Below are 25,211 nucleotides of genomic sequence, written 5' to 3'. Positions count from 1 at the left end.
ATATCTCTGAACTTTGTGGGACGGAAGACAACGGCAGGACAATCGGACCTGTTGTTTGGGCATTATGTGAATGGGGTGCATGTTCAGCGGTAGAGCCGGTGATAATTACGCACCCGTATAGTCAAGCATTTCCTGAAACATGCGCATGGCTGGAAACAATGTTCTGTGCGAGCGCGTTATCGAGCAGGAACATAGCAGACGTTATGTCGAGACTTCAGGAATACATAGCTGGATCACAGATTGGCCGAAACAACGGCCGCTAAAAGTGATCTTATCGGAAAGTTAGCAGTCCACCCTAGAGCTTTACCCTTTAGGTTTGACCGGCTGACGCAGGACTGTCCTGAGTTTGGATGGCGCAGTTTTACGGGGATCGCTGAGATAAATCTCGTGGTGCTGTCCGTTGAAGTCCATTTTTTCCTTTGGCATCACCTCATCATGAAGTCGCGCTAAGACTGGTCCTTCATCATCATAACTTCCCAAATGCAAAGTCTGGAGCGATAATCCTTCTTCGTACGATTCAAGGCGCAGACTCTTTGGATTTTGGCCAAGCTTCTTGGCGATCTTCTCTACCGCGCTGTGAAATATATTGAGGGTAATGAAGTCGGGGGCCATAATCATCATTGTCCAGTTCCATCGATCTTTTTCGCGATTGACAAAGTTTCTTGGATCATCGGCCCACCACAATCCTTCAAGTGGAGGCACTACATAATCTTTTCCGAGCTCAACCTTCGCAGCAAACTTCATGGCGTAGCTAACGCCATAGAGCCATTCGATGGCAGAGCGGTAAGCTGGAGCGGTATTTGGATCGCCTTCACCATCCACTTTGACAAACTGCATTAACGGCACTTCGACCGAGACGAACGCATCGGGGGAAGGGTTATAGAGGGCCTTGAAAGTCCTTTTGAAATCGATCTTTTCCACCTTTACCTCCAATGCCAACCTTATAATTGATCTACGGTCGATCCATCCCATTATGCGTATCAGAATTACCCACTGAAGTCTTAATTCAGGTGTCGAAGGCGGATCGGCTTTTCTTAGATGACAATGGATGATCTCCTAATATCACTGATATTTTGCAGCCTCATCGATGAATGCTGCAACTTCAATCGGCTTTGAAGCCAGCGAAGCATGGCTGGCTTTCAGCGTGATGATCTTCTTGGCGCCGAGGCGGCCAGACATGAATTCCTGATTGGCCGGATGGATCATGTGGTCATCACTGGAAATCTGATACCAGCTGTTTTTGGACTTCCACGCCGGATTGCTGATCTCATTACCAAAAAGTGCTGGCAAGCGGCGCCTTCTGCGTCACACCCATTACAAGCCCTTCATGGGGCGGCGACATCGAATGACCGAAAGGGGGCCGGAAGCGGACCGACAGCTTTTGGGTCGCTTCCACTGAATAGCTGTCGTTCAGCTACCGACTTCAAGGTGGACATTCTATCGTTCAACGGCCAAACTCTGAAACAGCCATTCTATGCCGGAGTTGGTGAACTCGGCTTGTCGGCCAAATTGTTTGGAGGTTGCATGACGAACGCTTTTCCACATGGCACTGTCCACGAAGCACGCGAAGACCTTCAAGCAGCCTTGCGATCGGATCCGAAAGTCTTTGTGTTGTGGGAAAATCTGACGCCACTCGGTCGGAATGAGTTCATCTGCTGGGTGGATGACGCGAAACAACCAAACACGCGCCAGCGTCGCATTGAGCGAACCTGCGACGAATTGTTGGAGGGCAAGAAACGCCCCTGCTGCTGGGTAGGCTGCATTCATCGCACTGACAAGGTCCCAAGTCGATGGCAACAGGCAGTCTTGATTGATCAGCAGGCGAAGAACAGGTAAACTGACCTGAGCGAATGTCCCCTTTTCCTGCTTTTCAGAAAGAAGCGGCCAGGCACTGCACAAGGCCACCGACGGCTTTTAGGAGTTTGTGCAGCAGGTTAAACGGCTGGATTGGGGGCGCAAAGCAGCCGTTCAAAACAGATAATGGGTTGACGTTTTGAGTGCGCACCGACGATCGATGATTTTTCGTCACCAACAGGTTTCCTAGCAATGTGATCTTACAATGTAGGGGTTCAGGTATCATCGACTTTTGCACGAACGGTCTGCGTGGCTTTATGTTGGCGAAAATTAAATGCCACGATGATCATAAGAAATATTCCCAGACAGATAAGGAGTACTACGGTACGCAACCCATTGGCCGTTGCCGCCAAGCGAAGATCTCCGGCGAGATTGCCAACGGGTGTGTTCGCGATCGGCACGAGGATTGCCAGCCCAAGCGCATATCCGATTTGCTGAGCAGTTGAGGCTAATCCAGACGCGATGCCCTGTTCTCGTTGAATAATACCTGTTGCCACAGCGGCAAACATGATCGTGAACGTAGCACCCATTCCCAAACTGAGGATCAACAGGGAGGGGAGCAGAGCGAGGAATGTACTCTGTGATGACAACACGGCGCTGTACATGAGCGTCCCGGCCAGCCCAATAACGAGGCTGCCTATAAGCGATGTGCGTACGCCAAGGCGCGAAGCGAGAGTGCCGCCAATCGATGAGCCAAAGAAGATAGCAGTGTAGGGAACGAGATAGGCCAATCCTGTTTGCAGGGCGCTGTATTGCAAGACAACCTGAAAATGAATTGTCAGGAAGTACAACACAGATCCGAACGTTATTGTGTATAGGAGGATGGTTGCAATTCCCGTCGTCAGATTATGGTTCTTGAGCAGATGCAGTGGCAGGAGCGGATCACGGCTTCGATATTCGACTGCAAAGAAAATGATGATAAGGACGGCTGCCGCAGTCAGGCTGGTGAGTATCTCGATTGAGTTCCAACCGGATTCGGGGCCTTGAACGAGCCCGAAAACGAGAAGCGTTATTGTAGCCGTTGCAGTCAAAGCGCCCGGCAGGTCAAAGCTCCTTGCTTGGGTAGAGTGTCTGTCGGGATGGATCAGGATCAGGGAGAATACAATCCCGATGCAGGAGAGGGGAACGACGACAAAGAATATTGCGCGCCAACCCCACGCTTCTGTAAGAACACCACCGAGCAGCGCTCCCAAGGCCATGCCGCTACCGCCGACGCCCGCCCATATGGCAATAGCCCGATTTCGCTGCGGCCCCTCATGAAAGAGTGTGTTGATCAGCGAGAGTGTTGCGGGGAACAGAAATGCGCCGCCGACGCCCTGTATGGCGCGAGCGGCAATCAAAACCGTGGAGTTCCCGGCAAGACCACCGGCAAGGGATGCTATCGCAAACAACAGCAATCCGAGAATGAACATGCGCCGTCGTCCAAGCAAGTCGCTTGCGCGCCCGCCGAGCATAAGCAGACCGCCATAGGGGACGACAAAGGCGCTGATTATCCATTGCTGGGATTGAGCCGAGAAGCCAAGACTTTCACCGATTTCGGGAAGGGCCACGAAAACGATCGTATAGTCGATCGAGATGATCAAATGAGCGAAGGCGAGAAGTGCCATAACGAGTGCCATGTGGCTTTTCTCTGGCGTGGCGCTCCGTTGTGTTTCGGTTGACTTGGACATTCTTTGCTCCGTGAGGGTAATTGCACGATATGCTCGGCCAACCGTTAGCCCGGCAATCCAACACTTGACATCCAACAATTTTGTAGCGCCCCTATACAATTCTGCATGTCTCCCCTCAAACTTCAGGAGGAACATATGGATTGGGACGACTTGAAATTGGCCTTGGCCGTTGCCCGTCATGGTTCACTGAGTGCGGCGGCCCGCTCGACCGGTGTCAGCCAGCCCACGGTGGGACGCAGGTTGGAGAGCTTTGAGCGAAAAATGGGGGTTAGTCTCTTTGACCGAAGCACGGAAGGATTGAAGCCAACCACGCTGGGTGCTGCGCTTTTTGACGGTCTGTCCATGATGGAGGAAGGCGCGCTCTCCATTGAGCGGCGAATAGCCTCGCGCGATACGGGTCTGGAAGGGGCTATTGTTGTGACAAGTCTAGATTGGCTAGCGGATTTTCTGACAGTGCCAATCATTGCCCGGTTCGCAGCGCAGCATCCTCTCGTGTCGATAGAGATGCTCAACGAAACGCGGGTTTTCAATTTGTCGCGCCATGAAGCCGACATTGCATTCCGGTTTGGGAAATTCGAGCAGGAGGATCTGATTGTTCGCAAGGTGGCCGAAGTTTCGTACGGTTTATATGCATCACATGATTATCTCGAACGCGTGGGGCACCCCGATATAGCGGCAGGCTGTGCAGGTCATTCCATTATCATGTTGCATGAAGCAGCCGGACGTGTGTGCTATCGGGATTGGCTTGCTGCGCTCGCGCCCAGAGCACACACCTTGCTGCGGACGAACTCTGTTCAGTCGCATATCGCGGCAACGGAGGCAGGGATAGCGATGGGCGTATTGCCAAGATATATAGCAGACCAGAAACAAACCTTGATGCGCATTGAAACACATCAGCCAGAGCCCGTGCAAACCATTCAGATGGGCGTTCATGCTGATATGCGCGATAATCCCCGTATTCGTGCCTTGCTCGACTTTGCCGCGCGTGAATTCAAGCTGCTGGCACCAGTGCTCAGTCCCGGGTAACGCTGCCGGATCAGTATTGTGAGAAATCAGACAAACTAGCCGTGCGACCAAAGTGCGCTATACGTTTTTGAATGGCCATCCTGCAATTTTGGCAGATGGACGTGCGCGTGGCGATACCTGCAGAATAACGTTGTTCTGTTCGTATCGTCAGGAGTTTGAGATGTATCAACTGAGCACGCCGCGCCCTATTTCTCACGCTGTTCTTGCGGCCATAGTGTCCATATCCGCGATAATCATGGCTGCAAATCCGGCTTGGTCAGCCTTGCCGAATGGCGCTTGCGACGTGAAGGTGGAGTACGATGTCCCGGCTGTTATGCGTGATGGAACGATGCTGCTTGCTGACGTCTACCGCCCGACAAATCCGGGTAATTATCCCGTCCTGCTGATGCGGCTGCCCTATAATAAAAGCGATGCGCAATCAATCGTATATGCGCGGCCGGAAGCCTATGCATCGCATTGCTATATCGTTGCTATCCAAGATATCAGGGGCCAGTTCAAGTCCGAAGGCAGTTTTTACCCATTTCGGCACGAAGGTTCTGACGGGTATGACAGTGTGGAATGGGCAGCGGCATTGCCCGGCTCGAATGGCAAAGTCGGGATGTACGGGTTTTCCTATGTGGGTGCTACGCAGTGGCTTGCGGCTGCAGAACAGCCGCCGCATCTGGTAGCCATTGCACCGGCACAGACCGGATCGGATTACTACAATGGCTGGACCTACGAAGGCGGGGCACTGTCGCAGGCATTTGTACAGTCGTGGCCCCTTTCTTCCGTGGCGCTCTCCGCGTCGCGGCGACTGGGTGATCAGAGTGCGCTGAATGATATTCAATCGGCCATGCGCCAGCTTCCATCCGTTTATGCGCAGCTACCCGTTTCGCGTCTCTTGCCTGCATCAAAACATGAGGGCGAGATTGCCCCATATTATAGTGACTGGATTACCCACAACACCTGGGATTCCTATTGGAAAGCCTGGAGCATACGCGCGCGCTATACGGAAATTGCTGTTCCCGCTTTGAATCTTGCTGGCTGGTATGACGTGTTCCTGCGGGGCGGGGTGGAGAACTTCGCGGGCATGCATGAAAAAGGCTCGTCAGACGTGGCGCGTTCAGGACAGCGTTTGATCATTGGACCCTGGAGCCACATGCCATGGCAGCAGAAAGTTGGCGAACTGGATTTTGGAGCTGAAGCCTCCAATCCGATTGATGAGCTGCAATTGCGTTGGTTCAACTATTGGTTGAAAGGCGAGGCGAACGGAATTGAAGCTGAAAAACCGGTTCGCATATTTGTCATGGGAGCCAATCGTTGGCGTGAGGCAGACAGTTGGCCTCCGGCGGAGGCACAGACTGTTTCGTTCTATCTTCAGAGCCGGGGACAGGCCAATACGCGGTTTGGCAATGGTCTACTGACGACCGAAAAACAGCCGGAGGTACAGGCTTCCGATGAATACCGTTATGATCCTTCCAACCCAGTGCCGAGCGTTGGCGGGCACTCCTGCTGTTCTCCTGATGGTGCCCCGATCGGTCCGATGGATCAGGCGAACGTTGAGGAACGTGCCGATGTGCTTGTCTATGCAACACCGCCGTTGGAGCGGGATATGGAAGCAACAGGTCCGGTACAAGTCGTGCTTCATGCAAGTTCATCAGCTATCGATACGGATTTTACCGCCAAGCTTGTCGATATCTATCCCGATGGCAAAGTCTACAATATTGCGAATGGTATCATCCGTGCCAGTCTGCGTGACTCCCTTGAGCGCCGTGCGCAGATAGAGCCCGGCAAGATCTATCAATATGCGATTGATCTTGGTCCGACATCGTCAGTTTTTCGGCGCGGGCACCGCATCGCGCTGGAAATATCCAGCTCTAATTTCCCGCATTACGATCGCAACATGAACAATGGGAACCTTCAGGGGGCGGGTACCGCTGTCGTCGCGCAACAACGCATTTTGCATGACGCGGCCAATCCGTCGAGGCTGGTTGTGTCGGTCATGCCAAAACCCATTACCGAAAAAGACAGGCCATAAGGCGCCGAAATATCACTGCGGGTTCGGCACCGAATTCATGAAACATAAAGGAGCTTGTCGTGGGTGAAGAAATTATCCGCACGATCCTGATGTCGCGTACGACATCGTTTGTTGCCCGTGTTTTGCTCACGCTACCATTCTGGAGCAACGGCCTGATGAAATTATTTGATTTTTCCGGGGGCGTTGCGGAGATGGAGCACTTTGGCTTTCTACCCGGCGCCGCCTTTAATCTTGCAACCATCATTGTACATCTTGCCGGCTCAGCTCTGATTGTCTCCGGGCGGTGGGTTTGGCTGGGAGCAGGTGCTCTCGGGATATTCAATGCCCTCACTATACTCCTTGTACATCGCTTTTGGGCAATGGAAGGACATCAATCGGTTGTCACCCTATACACTGCAGAAGAGCATATCGGCATGATTGGTGGACTCATCCTGGTATCAATTCTCGCTGCGCGCGGTGAGGCAACCACACGTTCTTAAAATTGGAATTGGAGAATGATCATGCGGGTCGATGTTCATGCGCACGCCTGGAGTGCGGAATATCTGGATAGGCTTGAAGGCTTGGGTATAAGTGAAGTGGCTGCCTATCGACAACTTGGCGCTGGTGTCACCAAAGGCGAGCTTGATGTCAGGTTTGCCATGCTTGACTCAGTGGGTATTGATTTGCAGATCCTGACTGCAACCCCTCTGTCACCTCATTTTGAAGATGAGGAAACCGCTGTGAACGCGGCGCGGTATATCAATGACGAATATGCTGCACTTGTGCAGCGATACCCCAATCGGTTTAGGGCCATAGCTTCGCTCCCCCTGCCTCACATCGAAGCATCACTTACTGAACTTGACCGGGCAATCTCTCAGCTCGGCATGCTCGGTGTGTGTATTACCACATCGGTTCTCGGCCGCTCGATTGCCAGCGACATGTTCGAGCTGCTTTATCAGGAACTCAATCGTCGGCGACGTGTCCTTTCTGTTCATCCGGCTGGCCATGGTGCCCATTCGCCGCTGATAACAGATTATCATCTGACATGGTCCATCGGCGCACCTGTCGAAGACACAGTGGCCGCGATGCAACTGATCCTTAAAGGCATTCCCAAACGCTATCCGGACATGAAGATTCTTATTCCGCATTTCGGCGGGCTTTTACCCATGGTGCTCGAAAGAGTTGATCAACATGTCGTCTGGGAAGCACCAGACAAACCGGAAAGGCCAAGCTTGGCTGCCCAACGCATGTGGTATGACACAGTTGGACATGACCATGTTCCGGCCTTGCGGGCCGCGATAGATTCTTTCGGCGTTGATCGATTGGTCTTTGGTACCGACTTTCCGTTTCAGCCGGCAGAACTCTTTGAAACGACTGTTGGTTACATCAAACGGGCAGATTTATCGGAGAAGGATCGTAAGGCAATTCTTGATAGCAATGCTGCGAAACTCTTTGATCTGCTTTGAAGGGAAGGTTCACGAATCTCTGGTTAAGTTCCACAAATCCCGTCCTGTGATTTGAATGGCATCCCCCGAGTTCATTGTCGATTGTATGGCTCTCGGTCGGACTTTCTTTAAGATGATGATTGTAAATCCTTGATTTCAAAAGGGATGTCGAACGATTGAGGAATTATTGTCTCTAATCGAAATTAGCTGAAACTGGCTCTTAGCGGCATTTACAAAGGAAGCTTACTTATTGCCTTTACGGCATTTCTGTTGTGCTAGCCTTTCAAAGGCTTTCTGTAATGCGGAAGAGTTGGAAAACGTGTCGACCTTCTGTTGTCCTCTTGTGCCAATTCTCCCCCAGTTGCGCACGAGCGATATCTCCAAAAAGGGTTGGCTGCATGATCAGGCTATAATATCGCGCCATGTTGCGATCGGGATCACAACGCGTGACATGGAATGATTATGGGCTGTCAGACATGCCCTCAAGGATCCTGATTTTAGAAGCAATCGTCCAATGACAAATTTGAATCTGTAGAGCTTCATCGATTCAAATCTTTGATGGGAATGTCGCGCTGCGAAGCAACTATCGGCAAGTCAAACCGAAGACTTGCAAGCTTTCGCAACACGATAACTTTCTGGATTCATGGACACAATTACCGGACTGCCCATTTGCTCAAGATGGTCGCCCTACTTCGTTGTGTAACCGCCATTGACCAGAATGGTTTGACCAGTCATCCACCATCCCTCCGAAACCATGAACCGAATATACGGAACAATGTCTTGAATATCGGTCAGACCAGTTTTGGTGAATTTTGACAATGCTGCGGCTGATTTATGGTAGGCGACGGCATCTGCCCCCTCCGCAGGATAGAAGAATGGTGTGTCCATCGGGCCTGGTCCGATTGCCGTCACTGAAATCCCACGCGCCCCGAACTCCTTGGAAGCGGCCCGGGTAAAGTGTTCTACGGGTGCCTTTGTACCCGCATAAGCGGCATAAAACGGTGTGAACGCACCCAGGAGTGACGTTACGAGTGTACAGATCTTGCCATTGTCATTGACATGTTTTCCTGCCTCTTTAAGAAAAAAGAAGGCCGCTTTTGCATTCACCGCGCTCGATTGATCATATTCTGCTTCCGATATCTCGAGGAGTGGTTTTTTCAGGACCTTGCCAACGGTATTGATGGCAATATCCGGGCGGCCAATAGCAGCCACGACATCGCAAAAGAGCTTTTCCACGGCATCTGCAGTGGTCAGATCTGCCTGAAATGCAATTGCCTCAGCACCCGCTGCCTTCACTGCCGCCAATGTTGCTTCCGCATCAGCTTTCGTCGCTGCACTGTTGTAATGAATGGCTATTGCCCTTGCGCCGTGCTTGGCAAGGTCACGTGCGATAAGCCCACCGAGATTCTTTGCTCCTCCGGCGATGATTACGGTTTTACCTTTAATACTATGATCGGCCATGAATGAAGGCTCCTTGATTTAAAACGCTACACAATGCAGTCGCTTCCCGTAGACAACGATATCGCTTAGATTGATGGGATAAAGTCGACAAATCTGACATCACTTGTCAGTGTAGGCATACAATCGGAGGTGTTTATCAATTGGATCGCATTGATTTATTCCGCATCTTTTGCAGGGTTGTTGAGTGTTCGAGCTTCACCCGCGCCGCTGATACGCTGGATATTCCGCGATCTTCTATTTCGGCTGCCGTTTTGGAACTCGAAGGACGCGTCGACGCCAGACTTCTCTATCGAACAACCCGCAAGGTTTCGCCCACTCAAGAAGGGCTTGCCTTCTATGCACGCTGCCAGCAGATGATTGCCGACATGGACGCGACGGAGAATCTTTTCCGACACGCCTCCACCCAACCGACTGGTAGACTTAGGATCGATGTTCCAGGGCGGATTGGCCGATTGATTATCGCTCCAGCGCTCCCACGGTTTCTGGATCAATATCCGCAGATTGATATTGATCTTGGCGTCAGCGATCGCACTGTCGATCTTATAGGAGACAACGTCGATTGTGCTCTACGGGTTGGATTTCTGCCTGACTCAAACTTCATTGCTCGCAATTTCGGAGAACTACCACTCATGAATGTTGCGAGCCCCGAATATCTGGCGCGCTATGGTGTCCCCGCTTCACCTGATGAACTCAGCACTCATTGGGCCGTAAACTACGCTTCCCCTTCGACAGGCCGTACAACAGGGTGGGAATGGGAAGATAAAGGAAAGCTGCACACCTTATCCATGCGCAGCCGGGTTACCGTTAATAATGCTGAAGCTTACATTGCCTGTTGCCTGGCCGGTTCCGGATTGATCCAAATACCGGCCTTCGATGTAAAGGTTCATATTGATGCAGGCGAACTTGTTGAGGTCATGTCAGCATATCGCGCCCGTTCCATGCCAATGACCCTGCTTTATCCACATCGCCATTTTCTGACGCGTCGCCTCGAAGTGTTTGCTGATTGGCTCGAGACACTCCTTCAAGCCGATTGACTAGCAGATTATCAATCAGCAATGAACTTTGACCCCTTAGCCTGGCTTGACGACCACTAGGGCCAAGGCGCGCGCGATGCTTCGGCACTCTGGCGCGAAATACGTAAGAAACACTTTTGTGGTCAGATCGGCGTCGTCTTTGAATAGGTACGGCGCAGGCGCCTTGCTCAAACCTGATCAAAGTATACATGCCCGCACGTCTTCAGCACGAAACATCGCCAGACCTATGAGACTGGCGCGTGATAACCTGTCCAAATCATAGGCAGTACTCATCGCTGCAATCGAGAGCAACTTCCTGACCTCGTCATCGCGCGAGCGCTGATCGACGACTTTCAGCAGATGATCCAGTAAAACGGGGGCCGCCAACTTTGTTGGTGGTCTAAAGCAGCCAAGGATAGCCTCGTCGGATCGTTTGCCAACGGCGTCGAAAAGGACATCGCAGCGGTTCGCAACGCGATCATCTCCCTGTGGTCGAATGATCAGACCGAGGGCCTGATCACCAAACCCATTAAGAGACAGATGTACGGCCGCGCCAAGATCGATCTGCTCCATGTACGTCTCATCGGGGCAACTTAGGTTTCGGCCACAGAGGGTGTGTCACGCTCAATTTTGCACTTCTAAACGGAGGTATGGCTCTGTTGGTTCGAAGCTGCCAGCATGCTGTACCAAAACTGCATAATCGGTAGTATCAACATTCGCAAATGAAGGCTCCAAGACGTCCGCAGCGCGAGCGACTGATAATTTTCTTATCACTTTGTAGGCACCGTCATTCAATTGAAGCGATACTTTGCATTTGCGATTTTACGGGCTTGTGTCCTCTTGCTGAGCCGAGCGTTCGTTCGGACATGGCAGGAAAGTTCTGTTCGAGACGGTACCGCGATCTGATCGGAACTTCGCCATGAAGATGTGAGTATCCATTGTGATCATTGACAGTAATTATGTCATATGCGTGAGATATCAAAGTGTAGACTATCTTGTGATACTTCTCAAAGAGGTGCGGCAATGCAAAGTCCATTCCCTGCGAGCATGAGCAGCTATGTTAGCGGGCAAATTGCCAAAATTGAAGGTGAGCAGCGACGGCAGGCGGAAATTGCGGCGGTTAATGCCGCAACGGATATTTTCGCGGGCGTTGACGGGACGGGGGTATTTAACGACCGCCAGTATCAGCTGGAATTTCAGAACAGCTTCGTCAACCGCATGTTTCGGGAATGGGACACGCCAGCGAAATTTTACCGGCGCGGCCCAAGTATAGATGGTATCGGAACAGCCAATCTGGCCTTTGCTGCCTTCGAATATGTCCATAAGCTTTATGACCAGAGAGCTGAGAAGCCTAAGCGGATTTTTCTCGCTGGTTATAGTCGGGGTGGTGCGGCGGTCGTCAAAGTATGTGATCTCCTGCAGGACAGGGGCATACCCGTGCACGGTCTTTTCCTGTTCGATGCGGTCGATAGGGCAGTGCTGATTACCCCCAGTTTTATTCCCAGAAATGTCCGCTACTGTTTCCATGCCCGTCGCGATCCGCGAAGCAATTCACGCAACAGCTTTGGCAGCTATGGCACCAAGGTCTATCGCGATGCCACGGCCTATCGGGAAAGATTTTTCTATTGCACCCATGGGGGCATGGGCGGGGTTCCCTGGCTCAAGGCAGACCCGGATGGTCATATCAACGAGGCTGAAAACATAAATCTCGGAAAGCCAATTGTGCAAAACCCTACACTTCGTGTTTTGGCCATGACCAATCCTGCCACCGCCAGTCTGGTGATATCAGATCACCTAGCTCGTCAGGGGAATGATGCTTATCGTGCCGCAGGCCGCACGAATGTAACCTTACAGCAGGACAAAGTTGGTTCAGCTGAAGTCGGGCAATGGATGTTCGCCGCACTCAAAGAGTTGCGCAAGGACGCTGCAACTGCTCAAGTTCCGGCGTTTTGACAGGGTCACTATCATTGCATCGTAAAAACCGGTTCGGATTTTATAGCGTAAATGCTGTGTTATGCTTCCCAAAAACGGCTTTCGGATGCCAGCGCGACGGGTATTTGGTTCCTTGTGGCTACGGGTTGTCTTGCCATCTGATCAAACTCGATCGTAGCACAGACCACAAGATCATTGCTGGCAATTTGCGCTGCTGTCGCACGGCACTTAATCGTAAGAAATCGGCGGTTAGATTCGGATTTGCACTTAATTTGATAAAAAACTGGCTCTATTATGGCCTCTGAACATCTGTGGACGCCCCGGGTAAATGCAAGAAAATTTTAGTACGAAACGCATGTAGTCGAGCACTGACATCTGTCCTTTACCGTTTGCCCTTTGAGTTCGGCTACACCAAAGCACATTAACTGCTTCAATTGATAAGACATTGCCCGGGCGCGCAGAGAACAATTAGGTCAATGAAACGACATTTGTTCCCATTGATAGTGATCTTTTATAATTGATTGAACTATAGCGGATTTAACACTCGACGTAGCTTTCCCGACAACCTAAAAACAATCGAAAGAGTGTTGACCTAGACTTGAACTATGTTGAGGTGTGCATGGAATATGAGTTCTCGGACGCTGGTTTGATTCAGGCTGATCGCATTCTTCGCATCTCGACGTCGCTTGGTACAGATGTTCTTCTTGCTGAAAAGATGGATATTCACGAAGAGATCAACGGCTTGTTCGTGATCGGAATTGACGTCAAATCCAAGCAAACCGACATCAGGCCCGAAGAACTCGTTGGCACGTTGGCTGATGTTTCCCTTGAGATCGCCTATGGCGAGCGCCGACCATGGAACGGACTTATAACGGGGTTTCGGGAAGGCCCGCCTGTTTCCCGAGGACTTCGCTCCTACAAACTGACCATCCGCCCGCAATTTTGGCTGCTGTCCCAGCGCTCGGACTGCCGCATCTGGATGGATATGACAACACTTCAGGTCGCTGAAACTCTCCTGTCCGAACATGGGATTAAGGCAGCCGTTACCGGCGGTGTTGTGACGCCTCCGGTCCCAATCCATTATTCCGTGCAATGGAATGAAACGGACCTTGCTTACCTAACCCGGCGTTTGGAATATGATGGTCTGTTCTACTGGTTTGAGCACAAGGATGGTGAACATACCCTTCACATGGCCAGTCATCCCTATGGCTATACGAAAGGGCCAGAAACCGATGTCAGGTTTGCGGCAGGCTCAACCGACAGGAATCACATCAGCGAGTTTGCCAGAGATTATCAATTCACGCCGGGAAAGCGCGCCGGAGGTGATTGGAATTTTGAAATGCCCAAGGGCCCGCAAGGGGCAACGACTCCCTCCCTTGTGTCACTGCCGAAGAATGCCGAGTACGAGCTTTTTCACTATCCATCAAAGGCCCTAGACCAATCCACCAATGATCAAGCCTCAAAATTGCGCATGCAGGCGGTCGAAGCAGACCACGAGAAGATCGAAGGACATTCGACCGTCAGAACACTGGCTGCAGGACGGCGTTTCAAGCCCTATGAAGTAGCACACGCCGATCATGTCTTTGAAGAGTATGTGGTCACCGCGATTGTCCATCATATAGTCGATCATTCCTACGAGACGGTGCAGGACGGTGAACTGGATTACAGCAATTCATTCATCGCGCTTCCCAGCCGGCTGCCCGCAACGCCGCATCGTCATACGCCCAACCCACGCGTTGATGGTTCGCAAGTTGCCATCGTTGCAGGCCCCCCGGGAGAGGAAATCCATCCGGACGAATACGGGCGGATCAAGGTCTGGTTCCCGTGGCAGCGCAACCGCGCCAAAAAAGACGGTTCCGACACCTGCTGGATCCGCGTCATGCAATCATGGGCTGGAAGCACCTTCGGATCACAAATCATTCCACGCGTCGGCATGGAAGTCATGGTTACATATCTCGAAGGCGATCCCGACCGCCCCGTCGTGACAGGTATAGTGCCCAATCCGAGCACCAAGGTCCCGTATACGCTACCGGAGCATAAGACAAAGTCCGTATTCCGTACCAACACTCACAAGGGACAAGGTTTCAACGAGCTTTCATTTGAGGATGAAAAGGAAAAGGAAGAAATCTACATTCACGGTCAGAAGGACATGAACATAGACATTCTGCATGACCGTTCAAAAAATGTGGGGAACGACCAATCGGAAGATGTCGGGCGCAACAAGTCGATCAGTATTGGCAGCAATCACACCGAGACGATCGGCATCAACAAAACGCTTTCGGTTGGCTCAGGCTTTTCGCGTACGGTGGGCCAGGTTTCGAGTGAACAGGTGGGCGTTTTTAAATCTACCTTTGTGGGTATGGATCAACTGGTAGTCGTTGGCGCTAATAAGCAGGAGAATATTGGTAAGAACTTGAATTATCTGGCGGGCGAAAACATTTCCATCGAGGCCGGCAAGGTGTTTGAAATCAAGGCAGGCGATACCTTCCGCGTAAAGGTGGGCGATGCGCGCCTTGAAATGGACAAGGGTGGCACTATCATTATCTCTGCTCCGCAAATGACGATTGCCAAGGGTGGTGGAGCACAATTGACCATAGGGCCAGGGCCGGTTCTCTATTCCCCGGCGCTTGTTCCGGGGAAGGCTCCAGTGCCACCCTCGCAGTGCCTGAAGAAGATGTCGGCGCAGGGTCCAGCCTTCGTCAAGGCAGGTTCGGATGAATAGCGATACTGTGGCGAGAGGCACTATTGAGAGTACCGAAGACAGTGAGTCCGCCGGGACAGCGACGTTTGAAGAAATGCCCTTGCCGGCGCAGCTGAAGCAGCTGTTCAGCGATGTTCTCGACATGCCAAAACCAATCTTTGCGGTTGTCGATGGCGGTCGTTATGGAGATTTGCCAAGGCAGTTAGACCATATGGGCTTATCCGGTCGTTCGCTATTCCTGGAACATGCAGATGTGGAAGTCGAGCGGGCAGGTGGCTGGCTTGTACCTGTTGATGGGAAAGAAGACCTTTACTGTCTCTACAGTCTGTCGGGCGAGATGGATTCCATGGTTTTCTGGTCATGTCCCTCCGGCGAAGATGCGCTACACCGGCATTTGCGGACTATCAACATGGTTATGATCCCATCGGATGCGATTCCAGGCTATGAACCGCTGCCCGCAAAAGAGGATGGTGTGTCACTAGCAGCCAGTGAGGAAAGCGTTCTGTTCCGGCATTGGGATCCGAGTGTTCTGGTCGCACTGTTGCCGCTCCTCGATGAAGCTCAGTTTGCCCGTCTGTTCGGTCCTGCCAGTCACATCATGATGTATGCACCCGATTATGGAGGTTCCCGTTCTGCACCACGACCGGAAGCGCTACCGATTGCGCCGCGCGGTCCGTTGCGGATCGATCCCCTGCAAATTGCCGAACTTCAACAGGTTCGCAGTGATGCTTCGCATATGCGGATCGCCCAATTCCTGCGAGACAATGATCCACAGGCTACAGCCGGTATGAATGACCGCGAACTGTTGCAGTTCGTGACAGCCAGCGAGAAGAACGGTGAAAGTTTTGGGCTGAAGGACGAGCGGGCAATTGGTTACTGGGCATGGCTGATGCTTAACAGCGAGAGTGAAATCGCAAGACGACCGTTCACCCGTGAATATCTGCAAGGTCACCCGGAGGACGGAACTCCGGATGATAAGATTTACAAATTAATGGATAATCTGTCCGACATGACCAACAAGACGGCAAAGTGAATAATCAGTCCACCATAGAAGCGAGTCGATGAATGACCGATAAGCCCCCTTCTGTTCCTGGCTATACACAGGCATCCATGCGCCCGGATTTTCTTACGGGTCAACCGGATATATTCTCTGGAGCGGGCGGGCTTGGAGGAAATGCTGCTTATCCCAGTCCATCGCTGTTTTTCGCCAAGAATGCCAGCGAGGCCGGGAGTTTTACGCCCCAACAAGCGAGGGGCATCGTTGTGGCAGGCCAGCAGAGTCTGAAAACAGGCACGGCCAAGCCTTGTGCAACGTGTGATAAAAACCAGCCGTATAGCGTCGCTTTTGAAGTCAAGGACGCCAACGGCAATCTTTGCAACAAAGGGACCGGCAATAAATCCAAGGGGATGTATTACACGGTCAAATACAAGTTGTCCGGCGATATTTATGCAGGTGCAACCGACGAGAATGGGCTGACCGAGCGGTATTTCACAGCCAATCCCGCTGAGACGATTTATCTTTATTTAGGGCATCGAAACAAGAGCGATGGTTATCCAGAAGACCAGTCTGAAGCCGAAAACGCATATGACGAAGCACCTTTAGGGAATATCCCCTATGCCATTGCGCCGATTGCCGAGGAAAAGATCGAGAAAGTCACCACTAAACGCCTATGGAAGCCATGGGCGATTACAAAGGATGGCGAGGACTTTACCGCATCCAGAGAAGCATTGCGGCGCAATGAGTATGATAGTGACGGTGCTGCTACAGGAAACGTCACGATAGGTATTGGTAAACTGGTACACGAAAAAGCGTTCGTCATGGATCAAACGAAGGTTGATCAGACAGTCCAGTATTTAAGAGATAACGGTCAACCGGTGACGGTTGATAACATTGTATCTGCTGTTGGCCCCGCGACAGGGCTTAAGGGCAAGGATCTGACTAATGCAATGGAAGAAATGAAATATGTCAACGGTATAACTGATCAAGATGCGATCGATTTATTCAAGAACAAGACGTATCCAGAGCATCGGAAAAATGTAGAAAAAGTTATTCATGTACCGCTTTATAAGAACGAATACGATGCGTTATCAGATGTTGCTTATAATAGAGGTCCAGGAATTATTGATAAAACTGGGAAAAAGAAAAACGGACAAGAATGGAATCCGGGTGGGAATTACGCTGAATGGCTTAATCGCGGGAGATACCATTATACTGGCGACGATCGGATTCGTAATCTTGCTCGCACAGCTGTTCCCAACAGGCGAGATGACGAAGCCGATGTATTTCTAAACGGCAATTACGCACCGCAGAAAATGAGTATCAGGGACTATCAGCCACAAAACCGGACGCCGTGGGAGCATGTTGATCTTGATTAGGAGACATAAATAAATGTCACGGAATCGATGGACACTATGTCTGCCGTTAGCGATGATTGGCATGGCATTTTCCCTTTCGATCTCAGCTGTTTTGGCATTTGAGATTAGCGAAGCTGGAAAATATGACAGCGGGAACCTAAGCGAGGTGCAACTACGTGCCAAGCAGGGAGATGCGAGTGCCCAACTGGAGTTGGGAACACGATTGTATTCTGGTAACGGCGTTCCGGAAGATTACGTGCAGGCACTTGAATGGTATGAGAAGGCGGCAGAGCAAGGCAATCCAACGGCACAGTACTATGTCGGTGTATTTTTTTCTCAGGGCACAGGCACATCTAAAGATGATGCCATGGCCTTTAAATGGTTTCTTAAGGCTGCCAACCTCGGTAATCTCAAAGCACAAAAGGCAATCGGGGAAATGTATCACGAAGGACAAGGTGTCGATATCAGTTTGGAAGAATCCGCAAAATGGTATCTGAAAGCTGCTTCTCAAGGAGATGCTGAGTCACAGTATTACTTGGGCGTGATGTATCTTGATGGTGAAGGTGTACCGAAAGACCCAGTGGAGGCTGCGAAATGGATTCTAAAAGCGGCAGAACAGGGCCGTGTCGACGCTCAGACAACAATTGCTGGTATGTATAAAGACGGGAATGGCATTAAAAAAAGTAAGGGAGAAGCAGATAAGTGGCTGCAAAGAGCGAAGGACTCTGCTGACGATAATGAAAAGGCAGAGTGAAGTAGTCGTCGTTTGTTTAGCCGTTTTCATTCTTATTTTGCCAAATAAAATATTTACTCGGAACGAGAGGAAATAACGAGCGGGTCTGTAGTCCACAGTCTGTCCAAGGGACCGTATAAAGTTGTGGGGCAGTTGGTGACTGAATGATGGTTATTGTCTAAATACCAGCGTGCCAAGTTGACCTCTTTGAGACCCACCCGTGTCAGATATAACAGAATCGGAATCAGGTGCCTCAATTGCGGAAGAGGAAATCCTGCAGTTTAGGATATGGCTGAAAGACGTGAGCCCTATGATTTGGCGGCGCGTGCAGGTGCCAGTCAATATGACGCTACGGGAATTGCATGGTGTGTTCCTGGTTGCCATGGGTTGGGAAAATATTCATCTGTTTCAATTTGGGCTGCGGGCCAGTCGATTTGGCTCGTGGGAACTGAGTGCGAAATCTCCAGACGTGACGCTCGACGAGTTGCAGTTGCGTAAGGGTATTCGCTTTCGGTACGAATATGATCTCAATATCCCGTGGGAACACGAGGTTCGACTTGAAGCTCGATTATCGCCAGATCCGCGCAGGAATTATCCCTATTGCACTGCAGGTAGTGGCAATTGCCCGCCGGAAGATTGTGGTGGTCCGTTTGCCTTCATGAGCCAAACGGATTCAGCATTTGATTACGAAGCATACGAGGATTTGGCAGAAGCCGCAGAGATGGTCAATGAGCTGGTTTTTCAAGGTAACTTCGAAATAGTGAAAGACAAGCAACAGGTTGAAGAAATCAAAGCTCTGGTAGATCGTTTGAATGGCAGGGTTTCCATGCTGGGCATTCCATTCGAACGCAAGTCAGTGAATGGCCGTTTTCGACAGGGCGATCACTTGATGCTTATGCATCAGCAGTTGTAAATGATCTTTTCTGCATGAGCATGAAGCAGTGGGTTTCCTGATTGCTAACTCATCAACTCCAATATGCTTCTCGGCGAAATCGGCCGAAAAACTCATGAGAAGCAGAACAAGGCATGCGTGCGCGAATAATCCTGGAAATCATTGACGACAACGGCGAACTGATTGCCATGAATCAGGTAGCGGATCTTAACAAAAAGACCAAGGGCGCAGAAGATCTTGGTCTGTCCCTGTTGGAAGGCAAAGCGCTGTTGGCCAAGCTTCAGCAGCACATGGTGGAAACGCAGGTGGATCTCTGGCTCAGAGACAAAGGTATCCTCGACGGATGTCATCTGCGCCGCAAGGGAAGCTATCCTATTACCTTTCACACCTTGTTTGGCGATGTCAGGCTGAAGAGCCCGCGGTTTTATCTGCCGGTTACGCGAGGCACGAACATGCCGACAACAATTTCCCCTTTGAGACAGCTGATCCCCAACAGCATTGCTCCCGAGCGCCTCTTTCTCGAAACGCGGTGGGCTTCACTCGTGCCATACGCAGCAGCTGCAGATCTCATGGCAGACGTGCTTCCCATCAGCAGCGGCAATAGTGCCATGACCGTCAGGCACCACGTATTGCGTGTTGCTGAACGACTGGAGGAGGAACTCACTGAAGACCGCAGCTCTTTTATGCAAGATCGTTGCGCTCGTGACTGGGAGAACTTGCCTAGTCCTGAAGGCCGCGTCGTTGTGGGTTTTGACGGCGGGTACGTGCGTGACTGGTGTGACAGGAAACGAAACTTCGAAATTATCGTCGGCCGGTCCATGCCTGAAGATCGTGATCCTCGCTATCTCGGCTTTGTCCATGGCCATGACCGAAAGCCACAGCGCCGCGTGCTGGACCACCTCAAGAAACAAGGTGTACAGCCCAACCAGGATATCACGTTCATCACCGATGGCGGCGACGAGGTTCGTTCGCTTGCCCAGACAATCAGCCCGTGTAGCGAGCATGTACTCGACTGGTTTCACATTACCATGCGTATCACTGTCCTGAACCAATTCGCACAAGGACTTCAGAACCATAACAACCAAGAAGGTACTGAGATGCTCGACAATCTTGAAAGGATCAAGTGGTACCTCTGGCATGGCAATACCTATCGCGCCGGTGATGAAATCGACGGCCTGTTCTTCGATGCCGAATGCCTGGATACCGCCTATCCGAACATGCGTAAGTTCACAACGGCGATCGGCGAATTTCGCGCCTACATCACTGGCAATAAAAGCAGCTTGATCAACTACGGCGAACGCTATCGTGCTGGCGAGCGGATATCCTCTGCCTTTGTCGAAGCGACGGTGAACACCGTTATCAGCAAGCGTTTCGCCAAAAAACAACAGATGCAATGGACCAGGCGGGGCGCGCATCTGCTATTGCAGGCGCGGACAAAGACACTTGACGGATCGCTTAGATCGACCTTCGAGGGTTGGTATCCGGGTATGGCAAACCACACCGATCAGAACCGGCGTCGCAAAGTGGCCGCGTGATGCCCCACAACTTTATACGGTCCCCAACCAGGACATTACCTTCATCACTGATGGCGGCGAGGAAGTTCGTTCACTCGCCGAGGCGATTAGTCCGTGCGGCGAGCATGTGCTCAACTGGTTTCATATCACCATGCGCATTACAGTCATGCGCCAGTTTGCTCAGGGGCTTCAGAGCCATGACCGCAAGGCAGGTGCCGAAATGTTCGACAATCTCGAAAGGATCAAATGGTACCTCTGGCATGGCAACATCTATCGTGCGAGCGAAGATATCGAAGGGATGTGCTTTGACGCCGGATGCCTCGAGACGGACTATCCCAATATGCGCAAGTTCATAACGGCAATTGGTGACTTTCGAGTCTATATTGCTGCCAACAAAAGCAGCCTGATCAATTATGGGGAACGCTTTCGTGCTGGCGAGCGGATATCGTCTGCCTTCATCGAGGCGACTGTGAACGCGGTCATCAGCAAGCGTTTCGCGAAGAAACAACAGATGCAATGGACTAAGCGTGGAGCGCACCTTCTGCTACAAACCAGAACAAAAACCCTGGACGGTTCGCTCAGATCGACATTTGAGGAATGGTACCCCGGCATGGCAAACGACAATTACGATCGGAACGAAAAGCGGCTGACAGCCTGAACTGCCCCACAATTCCTCATGGTCTCCAATAAAGGGGGCGATATCCTGCAATCCGGTGCATCACCCTTGGGTATTGTGGCGCGCAGTATGAAGCGGCTCCGCGGATCCTGTCCTAATTCGTCAGGACAAGGTTTTGTCCCACCCAATCGGCCAGTTCCGGGATTGTGCGGGCACGCCCTTCCGACGGATCACGCGATACGGTGCCGCCGTCGGGCATCTTCAATGGCGGCAGGCGTTCGGGTGCGGACATCGGATAGTTTCCGTCCTTGTCAGGCCTGACCTGATGTACGTTGCGGACAAATTCCTTCAGTCTTGCAGCGTCGGTAGAGGTCCGCAGCATTTCCGTCAGGGCTTCCGGAGTCATCTTAAGCTGCTTGGCAAGCGGCTCGATAATCGAGCCAACGCTGTTCCCGTCATCGTCATGATCCGCGAGAATTTTAGCGGTTTCCGGTCTGAAATTGGCCTGGATCAGGAATTGCTCTGTGGGGCCTTCATAATAACTGGCTGCCTGGCTTCGGCGAATATTGTTGTAGACCATTTCGCCAACGATGCCGACGACGGCAAGCCCGGCCCCCCACAATCCGGCCTTGGGTGATTTCATCATTGACAGGAATGTGCCCAAAGTGGTGGTGGCAGCAAAGGCCGAATTGGCCCATTTGCCTTTGGCGACATGATCAAGCGTATAGGCAACCATGAGAACGCCGCCAGCACGATCAAAATACTTAGAGAACCAGCTCCATTTCGGCGTGCCACCGACTTCGGCAAAACTGGATGCCCGGTCGAGAAAACCGCCTTTTGGAAAGCGGCCGTTTTCGACTACGGATCGCGCCATGCCAGCTCCGAACTGGCCTGCTTCGTAGGCAATGCCACCCGTCAGCCAAACGGCAAATGACTTTGATAGAAAGTCCGGATTACTGGCATTTTCAACCGTGCTGCCGAGGTAAAGCAGGCCCTGGATCGCCGCCAGGCCCTTGCCGAAACCGGAAGCCGTCGTGATACCGGCGCGCGGGTCGAATTTCGAACCGTCAAAGGATTTACTCAGGCTTTCAAGGGCCGCCTTGCGGGCGGCCGGGTCGGTTGCTGCATTGGGCCCATTCAATAGAAGAGAGGACTTCTGCGCGAGTTTGCCGTCAACCTGGGCGGGGTTGAGGCGAGAGGCGATGTCGATGCTTCCCGGTGTGGGCGGTTTGTATGCCTTGTTGCCGCCGAGCGCTTCATAGGCCGCGATGGTCTTATGCATGCCAATGACCGCGCGGCCGGACCAGAACAGGCTTGGAGTGGCAGGAACGGGAACTCCATCCGGGGGCGTTGTGCTCTCGATATAGGCTTTGCCCATCTCCTTCCAGGCGCCTTCGCTGTTGTTGACGGCGAACTGCACCTGATCGTCAGTCTCAAGCGCGTGGATGCTGGTCTGATAGCGGTCAAACCCCTGCAGCCCATGCAAGTCGGTCTCGGCGGCATGCAGGGCGGCCAGAGAGCGGAAGACCAATGTTCCCTGGGTGTCCATTGTGTTCTTGCTGCCAGGGTTCTTGGCAATCGAGTCATTAATGCCATCGGTGAGCTGTTTCGTCGACAGGGCGGACTTCCAGTCATCCGCCACCACGAGGTGGTCTTTCGAAAATTCGCCAACAATATTCCGACTGTTTGCGACAAGATCGTCAGTACCCTTGGTCGCAGCGTCCAAAAGCAGGGCCGCATTGGCTGTATCGCCAGAATTCTTGAGCCGGTTGATGATCGCAAGTGTCAGGGACGGGTCCTTGCCGTTGGCGATTGCATTGCGGAAGGGCTCGCCGATCTGATCCGGGGTGGCGGTTTTAATCTCTGGATAAGGGATTCCCATCTCCTTGCCGATTTTCTTCTGCTCCTCCGGCGGGAAGCTGCGGACCTTTTCGGGAAGCTTCTTCTCCCAATCCGCGAAAGTCTGGTCCTGTGTCGCCTTGAGGGATTCCGCTATGGACTGTGCCCGCTCATCAATGAAGGTTTTTCCCTGCGGTGCCTGTGCGATATGCCCCATGACATTGGAGTAGTTCGCCACCGTATCGCGCTGCGTCAATTGCAGTGAAAACTTGATCTCGCCGGCAATAGTGGAATTCTTGCCGCCGAGCCGCTCATCGGGGCTGGCCCCCGAGGTTATTGCCGTGCGTTTGCCAATTGTCTGCTCAATCAGATCAACCACGCGCGTCTTCTGGTCGCCAAGCGCGCTGATCTCCTTATTGGCTTCTTTGACGATAAGAATCGCCGTTTCCGGCGTAACGTTTTTCGTCACCTCATCCAGCGCCTTGGCGGCGCGGCTTGCACCGTCTTCCCGCTGCGCCTCCTTTCCGGCCTCGCCATCAAGTCCATTGAACTTATTCTCGCCCTTGGAATAGGCCTCCTGAACATTGCGGGCCGGCTTGCCGACAAGGACCTCATAGCCACTGGCATCAAGAGCGTCGGTAAACTTGCTGTCGGCCGGGCCATAGAGCTTCAAGGTCTCGCGGGCACTGTTGATCGCCGCTTCGCCGTCGTCGGGTGCGTCCTTGGTAAGGGTTTCGAACTGGCGGGTGATTTCAGTCTTAACGTCATCCCAGCGGGCCGGGTCTTGCTGGGCGGCAGTTATGGCGGCGCTTAGCGGTTTAAAAACATCATTGAAGCCATCTTCGACGGCTTTGCGTTCCTCTGCCACGATGGTTTTATAGGAGTCCGTCTTTGGCCCCAGGGCTTCAAGATCCGCCTGTCGCTGGTCGAGGTAAAGCTTCAATGTATCCGGTGCATAGCCGCCATTCTTTGCGGCTGAAAGCATATCCGTGTTCACAGCGAGCTTGAGTGCGCGGGTCTTGTCGTCCTTTTCCGCCGGTGACGCAGCCTTGTCGATATCCTCTTGCAATGCCTTAATGGTTTCGAGGCTTGTGCGCCGCTCCTTGCTCAGGATGAGCAGTGAATCGCCCGCGTTGATCCGGTTGATATCGGGAATAGGGTCGCTGAATTCCAAAATGTCGGATGGAGCCTGATTGTAGCTGCGTGCGATGCCATCGAGATTTTCCGTTCCCTGAATACGATGATCGACGCGGCCATCGGTTTCCTGTTCCGGGTTGCCCTGCGGTGCAAATGGCTTCTGACTGTTATTCCCGGCCACTTTGGCGGCGGCAACAGGGATTTCCTTTCCGTCAGCATTGGTGATGGTCGAAGAGGTACCGCCATGCTGGAAATCTTCGTAGTGACTGGCGATAACCTTGCCGGTTGCGCGGTCAATGATCCTGATTGTCCTGACGTCGCCATTGTCGCTTGTCGGGTCGATTGTCTGGAGACCGAGCCCTGCAGCTTCCATCTGCCGCAGAATTTCGGGGCGGGTACGCTTTTGATCGGCCGCCATCTGGTCGATGCTTTTGCCCGCTTCCACATCGGCAAGGATCGAGGGCGACGCACCGTTCCTGCTTGCAGTAACAGCTTGGTTGAACTTGATCTGAGACGCGTCCGTGACAGCGTCGATCTTGGGTATGTTGAGCACAATCCCTGCATCCAGCACCTGATCAACCCGCATCTTGTTAGCTTTAGCGATCGCCTGGCCGCCATCACTCTGGCCAAGCGCCTTTGCGATCAGTTGCGGGGTCTGGCCTTGCTTGGCCGTATAGGTGGCTGCGACCATCGCCGCCTGTTTCGCCAACTCGATATTACGCCAGAATTTGGAGAACAGAATTGGACCAGAACCGAACGTCATCACATCATCTCCGGGTTGGCAGCAAAGCGCATGGGCACAATTCTTCGCTGTGAATTATGTCACAAGACTGTCATATGAACTCACAAATATATAGCGTCCAATTGCAAATAATCTGGGCATTCCTTTTATTTTTCAATGTATTTTTGGAGAAAATCGCTATTTAGCGTTGTTGCATAAGGATGTGTTAGTGTTGATTCGGCTTTTGTGAGTAATTTGTTATCTGTGAGAAAAGCCGAATGTTGCGCCCGACCGGAACTATTCCAC

Annotated in this window: 19 protein-coding genes and 2 pseudogenes; 14 read left to right on the top strand and 7 right to left on the bottom strand. The window is 52.1% G+C overall.

The window, feature by feature from the left end; translation table 11 throughout:
• Window positions 1–303: 303 nt before the first annotated feature.
• Together FHW17_RS19435 and FHW17_RS19430 are read right to left on the bottom strand one after the other, a co-directional pair.
• Complete coding sequence (locus FHW17_RS19435; RefSeq protein ID WP_182510605.1) at window positions 304–921, bottom strand: GyrI-like domain-containing protein; 618 nt, start codon at window positions 919–921, stop codon at window positions 304–306.
• Window positions 922–1,062: 141 nt separating this feature from the next.
• Window positions 1,063–1,342 (bottom strand): annotated as a pseudogene (locus FHW17_RS19430) (alpha/beta hydrolase); the annotation flags it as partial.
• Window positions 1,343–1,524: 182 nt separating this feature from the next.
• Here FHW17_RS19430 and FHW17_RS19425 point away from each other — a divergent pair.
• Window positions 1,525–1,836 (top strand): YdeI/OmpD-associated family protein, encoded by a 312-nt coding sequence (locus FHW17_RS19425; protein ID WP_182510604.1) that lies wholly within the window; start codon window positions 1,525–1,527, stop codon window positions 1,834–1,836.
• A gap of 233 nt (window positions 1,837–2,069) precedes the next feature.
• On the opposite strand, the gene FHW17_RS19420 is transcribed toward FHW17_RS19425, so the two are convergent.
• The gene (locus tag FHW17_RS19420; RefSeq protein WP_182510603.1) at window positions 2,070–3,524 is read right to left on the bottom strand and encodes an MFS transporter; all 1,455 of its coding nucleotides are present in this window, start codon (window positions 3,522–3,524) and stop codon (window positions 2,070–2,072) included.
• Window positions 3,525–3,659: 135 nt separating this feature from the next.
• Here FHW17_RS19420 and FHW17_RS19415 point away from each other — a divergent pair, with 135 nt between their 5' ends.
• From FHW17_RS19415 to FHW17_RS19400, 4 genes are all read left to right on the top strand, one after another.
• Window positions 3,660–4,550 carry a LysR family transcriptional regulator gene (locus tag FHW17_RS19415; RefSeq protein WP_182510602.1) on the top strand — a complete coding sequence of 297 codons (891 nt, stop codon included), beginning with the start codon at window positions 3,660–3,662 and terminating at the stop codon, window positions 4,548–4,550.
• A 160-nt stretch (window positions 4,551–4,710) separates the two neighbouring features.
• Window positions 4,711–6,567, top strand: a complete 1,857-nt coding sequence (locus FHW17_RS19410; protein WP_182510601.1) for a CocE/NonD family hydrolase — start codon at window positions 4,711–4,713, stop codon at window positions 6,565–6,567.
• A gap of 59 nt (window positions 6,568–6,626) precedes the next feature.
• Window positions 6,627–7,046, top strand: coding sequence for a DoxX family protein (locus FHW17_RS19405; RefSeq protein WP_348643762.1), 420 nt, complete (start codon window positions 6,627–6,629; stop codon window positions 7,044–7,046).
• Between the two features lie 21 nt (window positions 7,047–7,067).
• The gene (locus FHW17_RS19400; protein ID WP_182510600.1) at window positions 7,068–8,012 is read left to right on the top strand and encodes an amidohydrolase family protein; all 945 of its coding nucleotides are present in this window, start codon (window positions 7,068–7,070) and stop codon (window positions 8,010–8,012) included.
• Between the two features lie 222 nt (window positions 8,013–8,234).
• On the opposite strand, the gene FHW17_RS19395 is transcribed toward FHW17_RS19400, so the two are convergent.
• Together FHW17_RS19395 and FHW17_RS19390 are read right to left on the bottom strand one after the other, a co-directional pair.
• The gene (locus FHW17_RS19395; RefSeq protein ID WP_348643761.1) at window positions 8,235–8,360 is read right to left on the bottom strand and encodes a WGR domain-containing protein; all 126 of its coding nucleotides are present in this window, start codon (window positions 8,358–8,360) and stop codon (window positions 8,235–8,237) included.
• A gap of 318 nt (window positions 8,361–8,678) precedes the next feature.
• Entirely contained in the window at window positions 8,679–9,452 is a 774-nt protein-coding gene (locus tag FHW17_RS19390) for an SDR family oxidoreductase (RefSeq protein ID WP_112528485.1), read from the bottom strand.
• Window positions 9,453–9,592: 140 nt separating this feature from the next.
• On the opposite strand from FHW17_RS19390, the gene FHW17_RS19385 reads away from it, so the two are divergent.
• Window positions 9,593–10,486, top strand: coding sequence for a LysR family transcriptional regulator (locus FHW17_RS19385; protein WP_112528483.1), 894 nt, complete (start codon window positions 9,593–9,595; stop codon window positions 10,484–10,486).
• A 177-nt stretch (window positions 10,487–10,663) separates the two neighbouring features.
• On the opposite strand, the gene FHW17_RS19380 is transcribed toward FHW17_RS19385, so the two are convergent.
• The gene (locus tag FHW17_RS19380) at window positions 10,664–11,038 is read right to left on the bottom strand and encodes a hypothetical protein (RefSeq protein WP_112528481.1); all 375 of its coding nucleotides are present in this window, start codon (window positions 11,036–11,038) and stop codon (window positions 10,664–10,666) included.
• Window positions 11,039–11,488: 450 nt separating this feature from the next.
• Here FHW17_RS19380 and FHW17_RS19375 point away from each other — a divergent pair, with 450 nt between their 5' ends.
• The 8 genes and pseudogenes from FHW17_RS19375 to FHW17_RS19340 form a co-directional block, all read left to right on the top strand.
• Window positions 11,489–12,418 (top strand): hypothetical protein, encoded by a 930-nt coding sequence (locus FHW17_RS19375; RefSeq protein WP_162700422.1) that lies wholly within the window; start codon window positions 11,489–11,491, stop codon window positions 12,416–12,418.
• A gap of 598 nt (window positions 12,419–13,016) precedes the next feature.
• Window positions 13,017–15,119 carry a type VI secretion system tip protein TssI/VgrG gene (gene tssI, locus FHW17_RS19370; RefSeq protein WP_112528477.1) on the top strand — a complete coding sequence of 701 codons (2,103 nt, stop codon included), beginning with the start codon at window positions 13,017–13,019 and terminating at the stop codon, window positions 15,117–15,119.
• The gene (locus tag FHW17_RS19365) at window positions 15,112–16,131 is read left to right on the top strand and encodes a DUF4123 domain-containing protein (RefSeq protein WP_182510599.1); all 1,020 of its coding nucleotides are present in this window, start codon (window positions 15,112–15,114) and stop codon (window positions 16,129–16,131) included. Before tssI ends, FHW17_RS19365 begins: the two co-directional genes overlap by 8 nt.
• Before the next feature lie 32 nt (window positions 16,132–16,163).
• Window positions 16,164–17,474: a hypothetical protein gene (locus FHW17_RS19360; protein WP_112528473.1), complete on the top strand. Its 1,311-nt coding sequence runs from the start codon at window positions 16,164–16,166 to the stop codon at window positions 17,472–17,474.
• Between the two features lie 61 nt (window positions 17,475–17,535).
• Window positions 17,536–18,207: a tetratricopeptide repeat protein gene (locus tag FHW17_RS19355; protein WP_162700423.1), complete on the top strand. Its 672-nt coding sequence runs from the start codon at window positions 17,536–17,538 to the stop codon at window positions 18,205–18,207.
• A 199-nt stretch (window positions 18,208–18,406) separates the two neighbouring features.
• Complete coding sequence (locus tag FHW17_RS19350) at window positions 18,407–19,099, top strand: plasmid pRiA4b ORF-3 family protein (RefSeq protein ID WP_348643760.1); 693 nt, start codon at window positions 18,407–18,409, stop codon at window positions 19,097–19,099.
• A gap of 113 nt (window positions 19,100–19,212) precedes the next feature.
• Entirely contained in the window at window positions 19,213–20,613 is a 1,401-nt protein-coding gene (locus FHW17_RS19345; protein WP_113095705.1) for an ISKra4 family transposase, read from the top strand.
• A 25-nt stretch (window positions 20,614–20,638) separates the two neighbouring features.
• Window positions 20,639–21,250, top strand: a pseudogene (locus tag FHW17_RS19340) (ISKra4 family transposase); the annotation flags it as partial.
• A 112-nt stretch (window positions 21,251–21,362) separates the two neighbouring features.
• Here FHW17_RS19340 and FHW17_RS19335 read toward each other — a convergent pair.
• Window positions 21,363–24,947, bottom strand: a complete 3,585-nt coding sequence (locus FHW17_RS19335; protein WP_112528465.1) for a hypothetical protein — start codon at window positions 24,945–24,947, stop codon at window positions 21,363–21,365.
• Window positions 24,948–25,211: the final 264 nt, after the last annotated feature.

This window comes from Phyllobacterium sp. P30BS-XVII, from assembly GCF_014138335.1.
GTDB classification, from domain to species: Bacteria; Pseudomonadota; Alphaproteobacteria; order Rhizobiales; family Rhizobiaceae; genus Phyllobacterium; species Phyllobacterium meliloti.
This window is presented reverse-complemented; position numbering and strand designations above follow the sequence as displayed.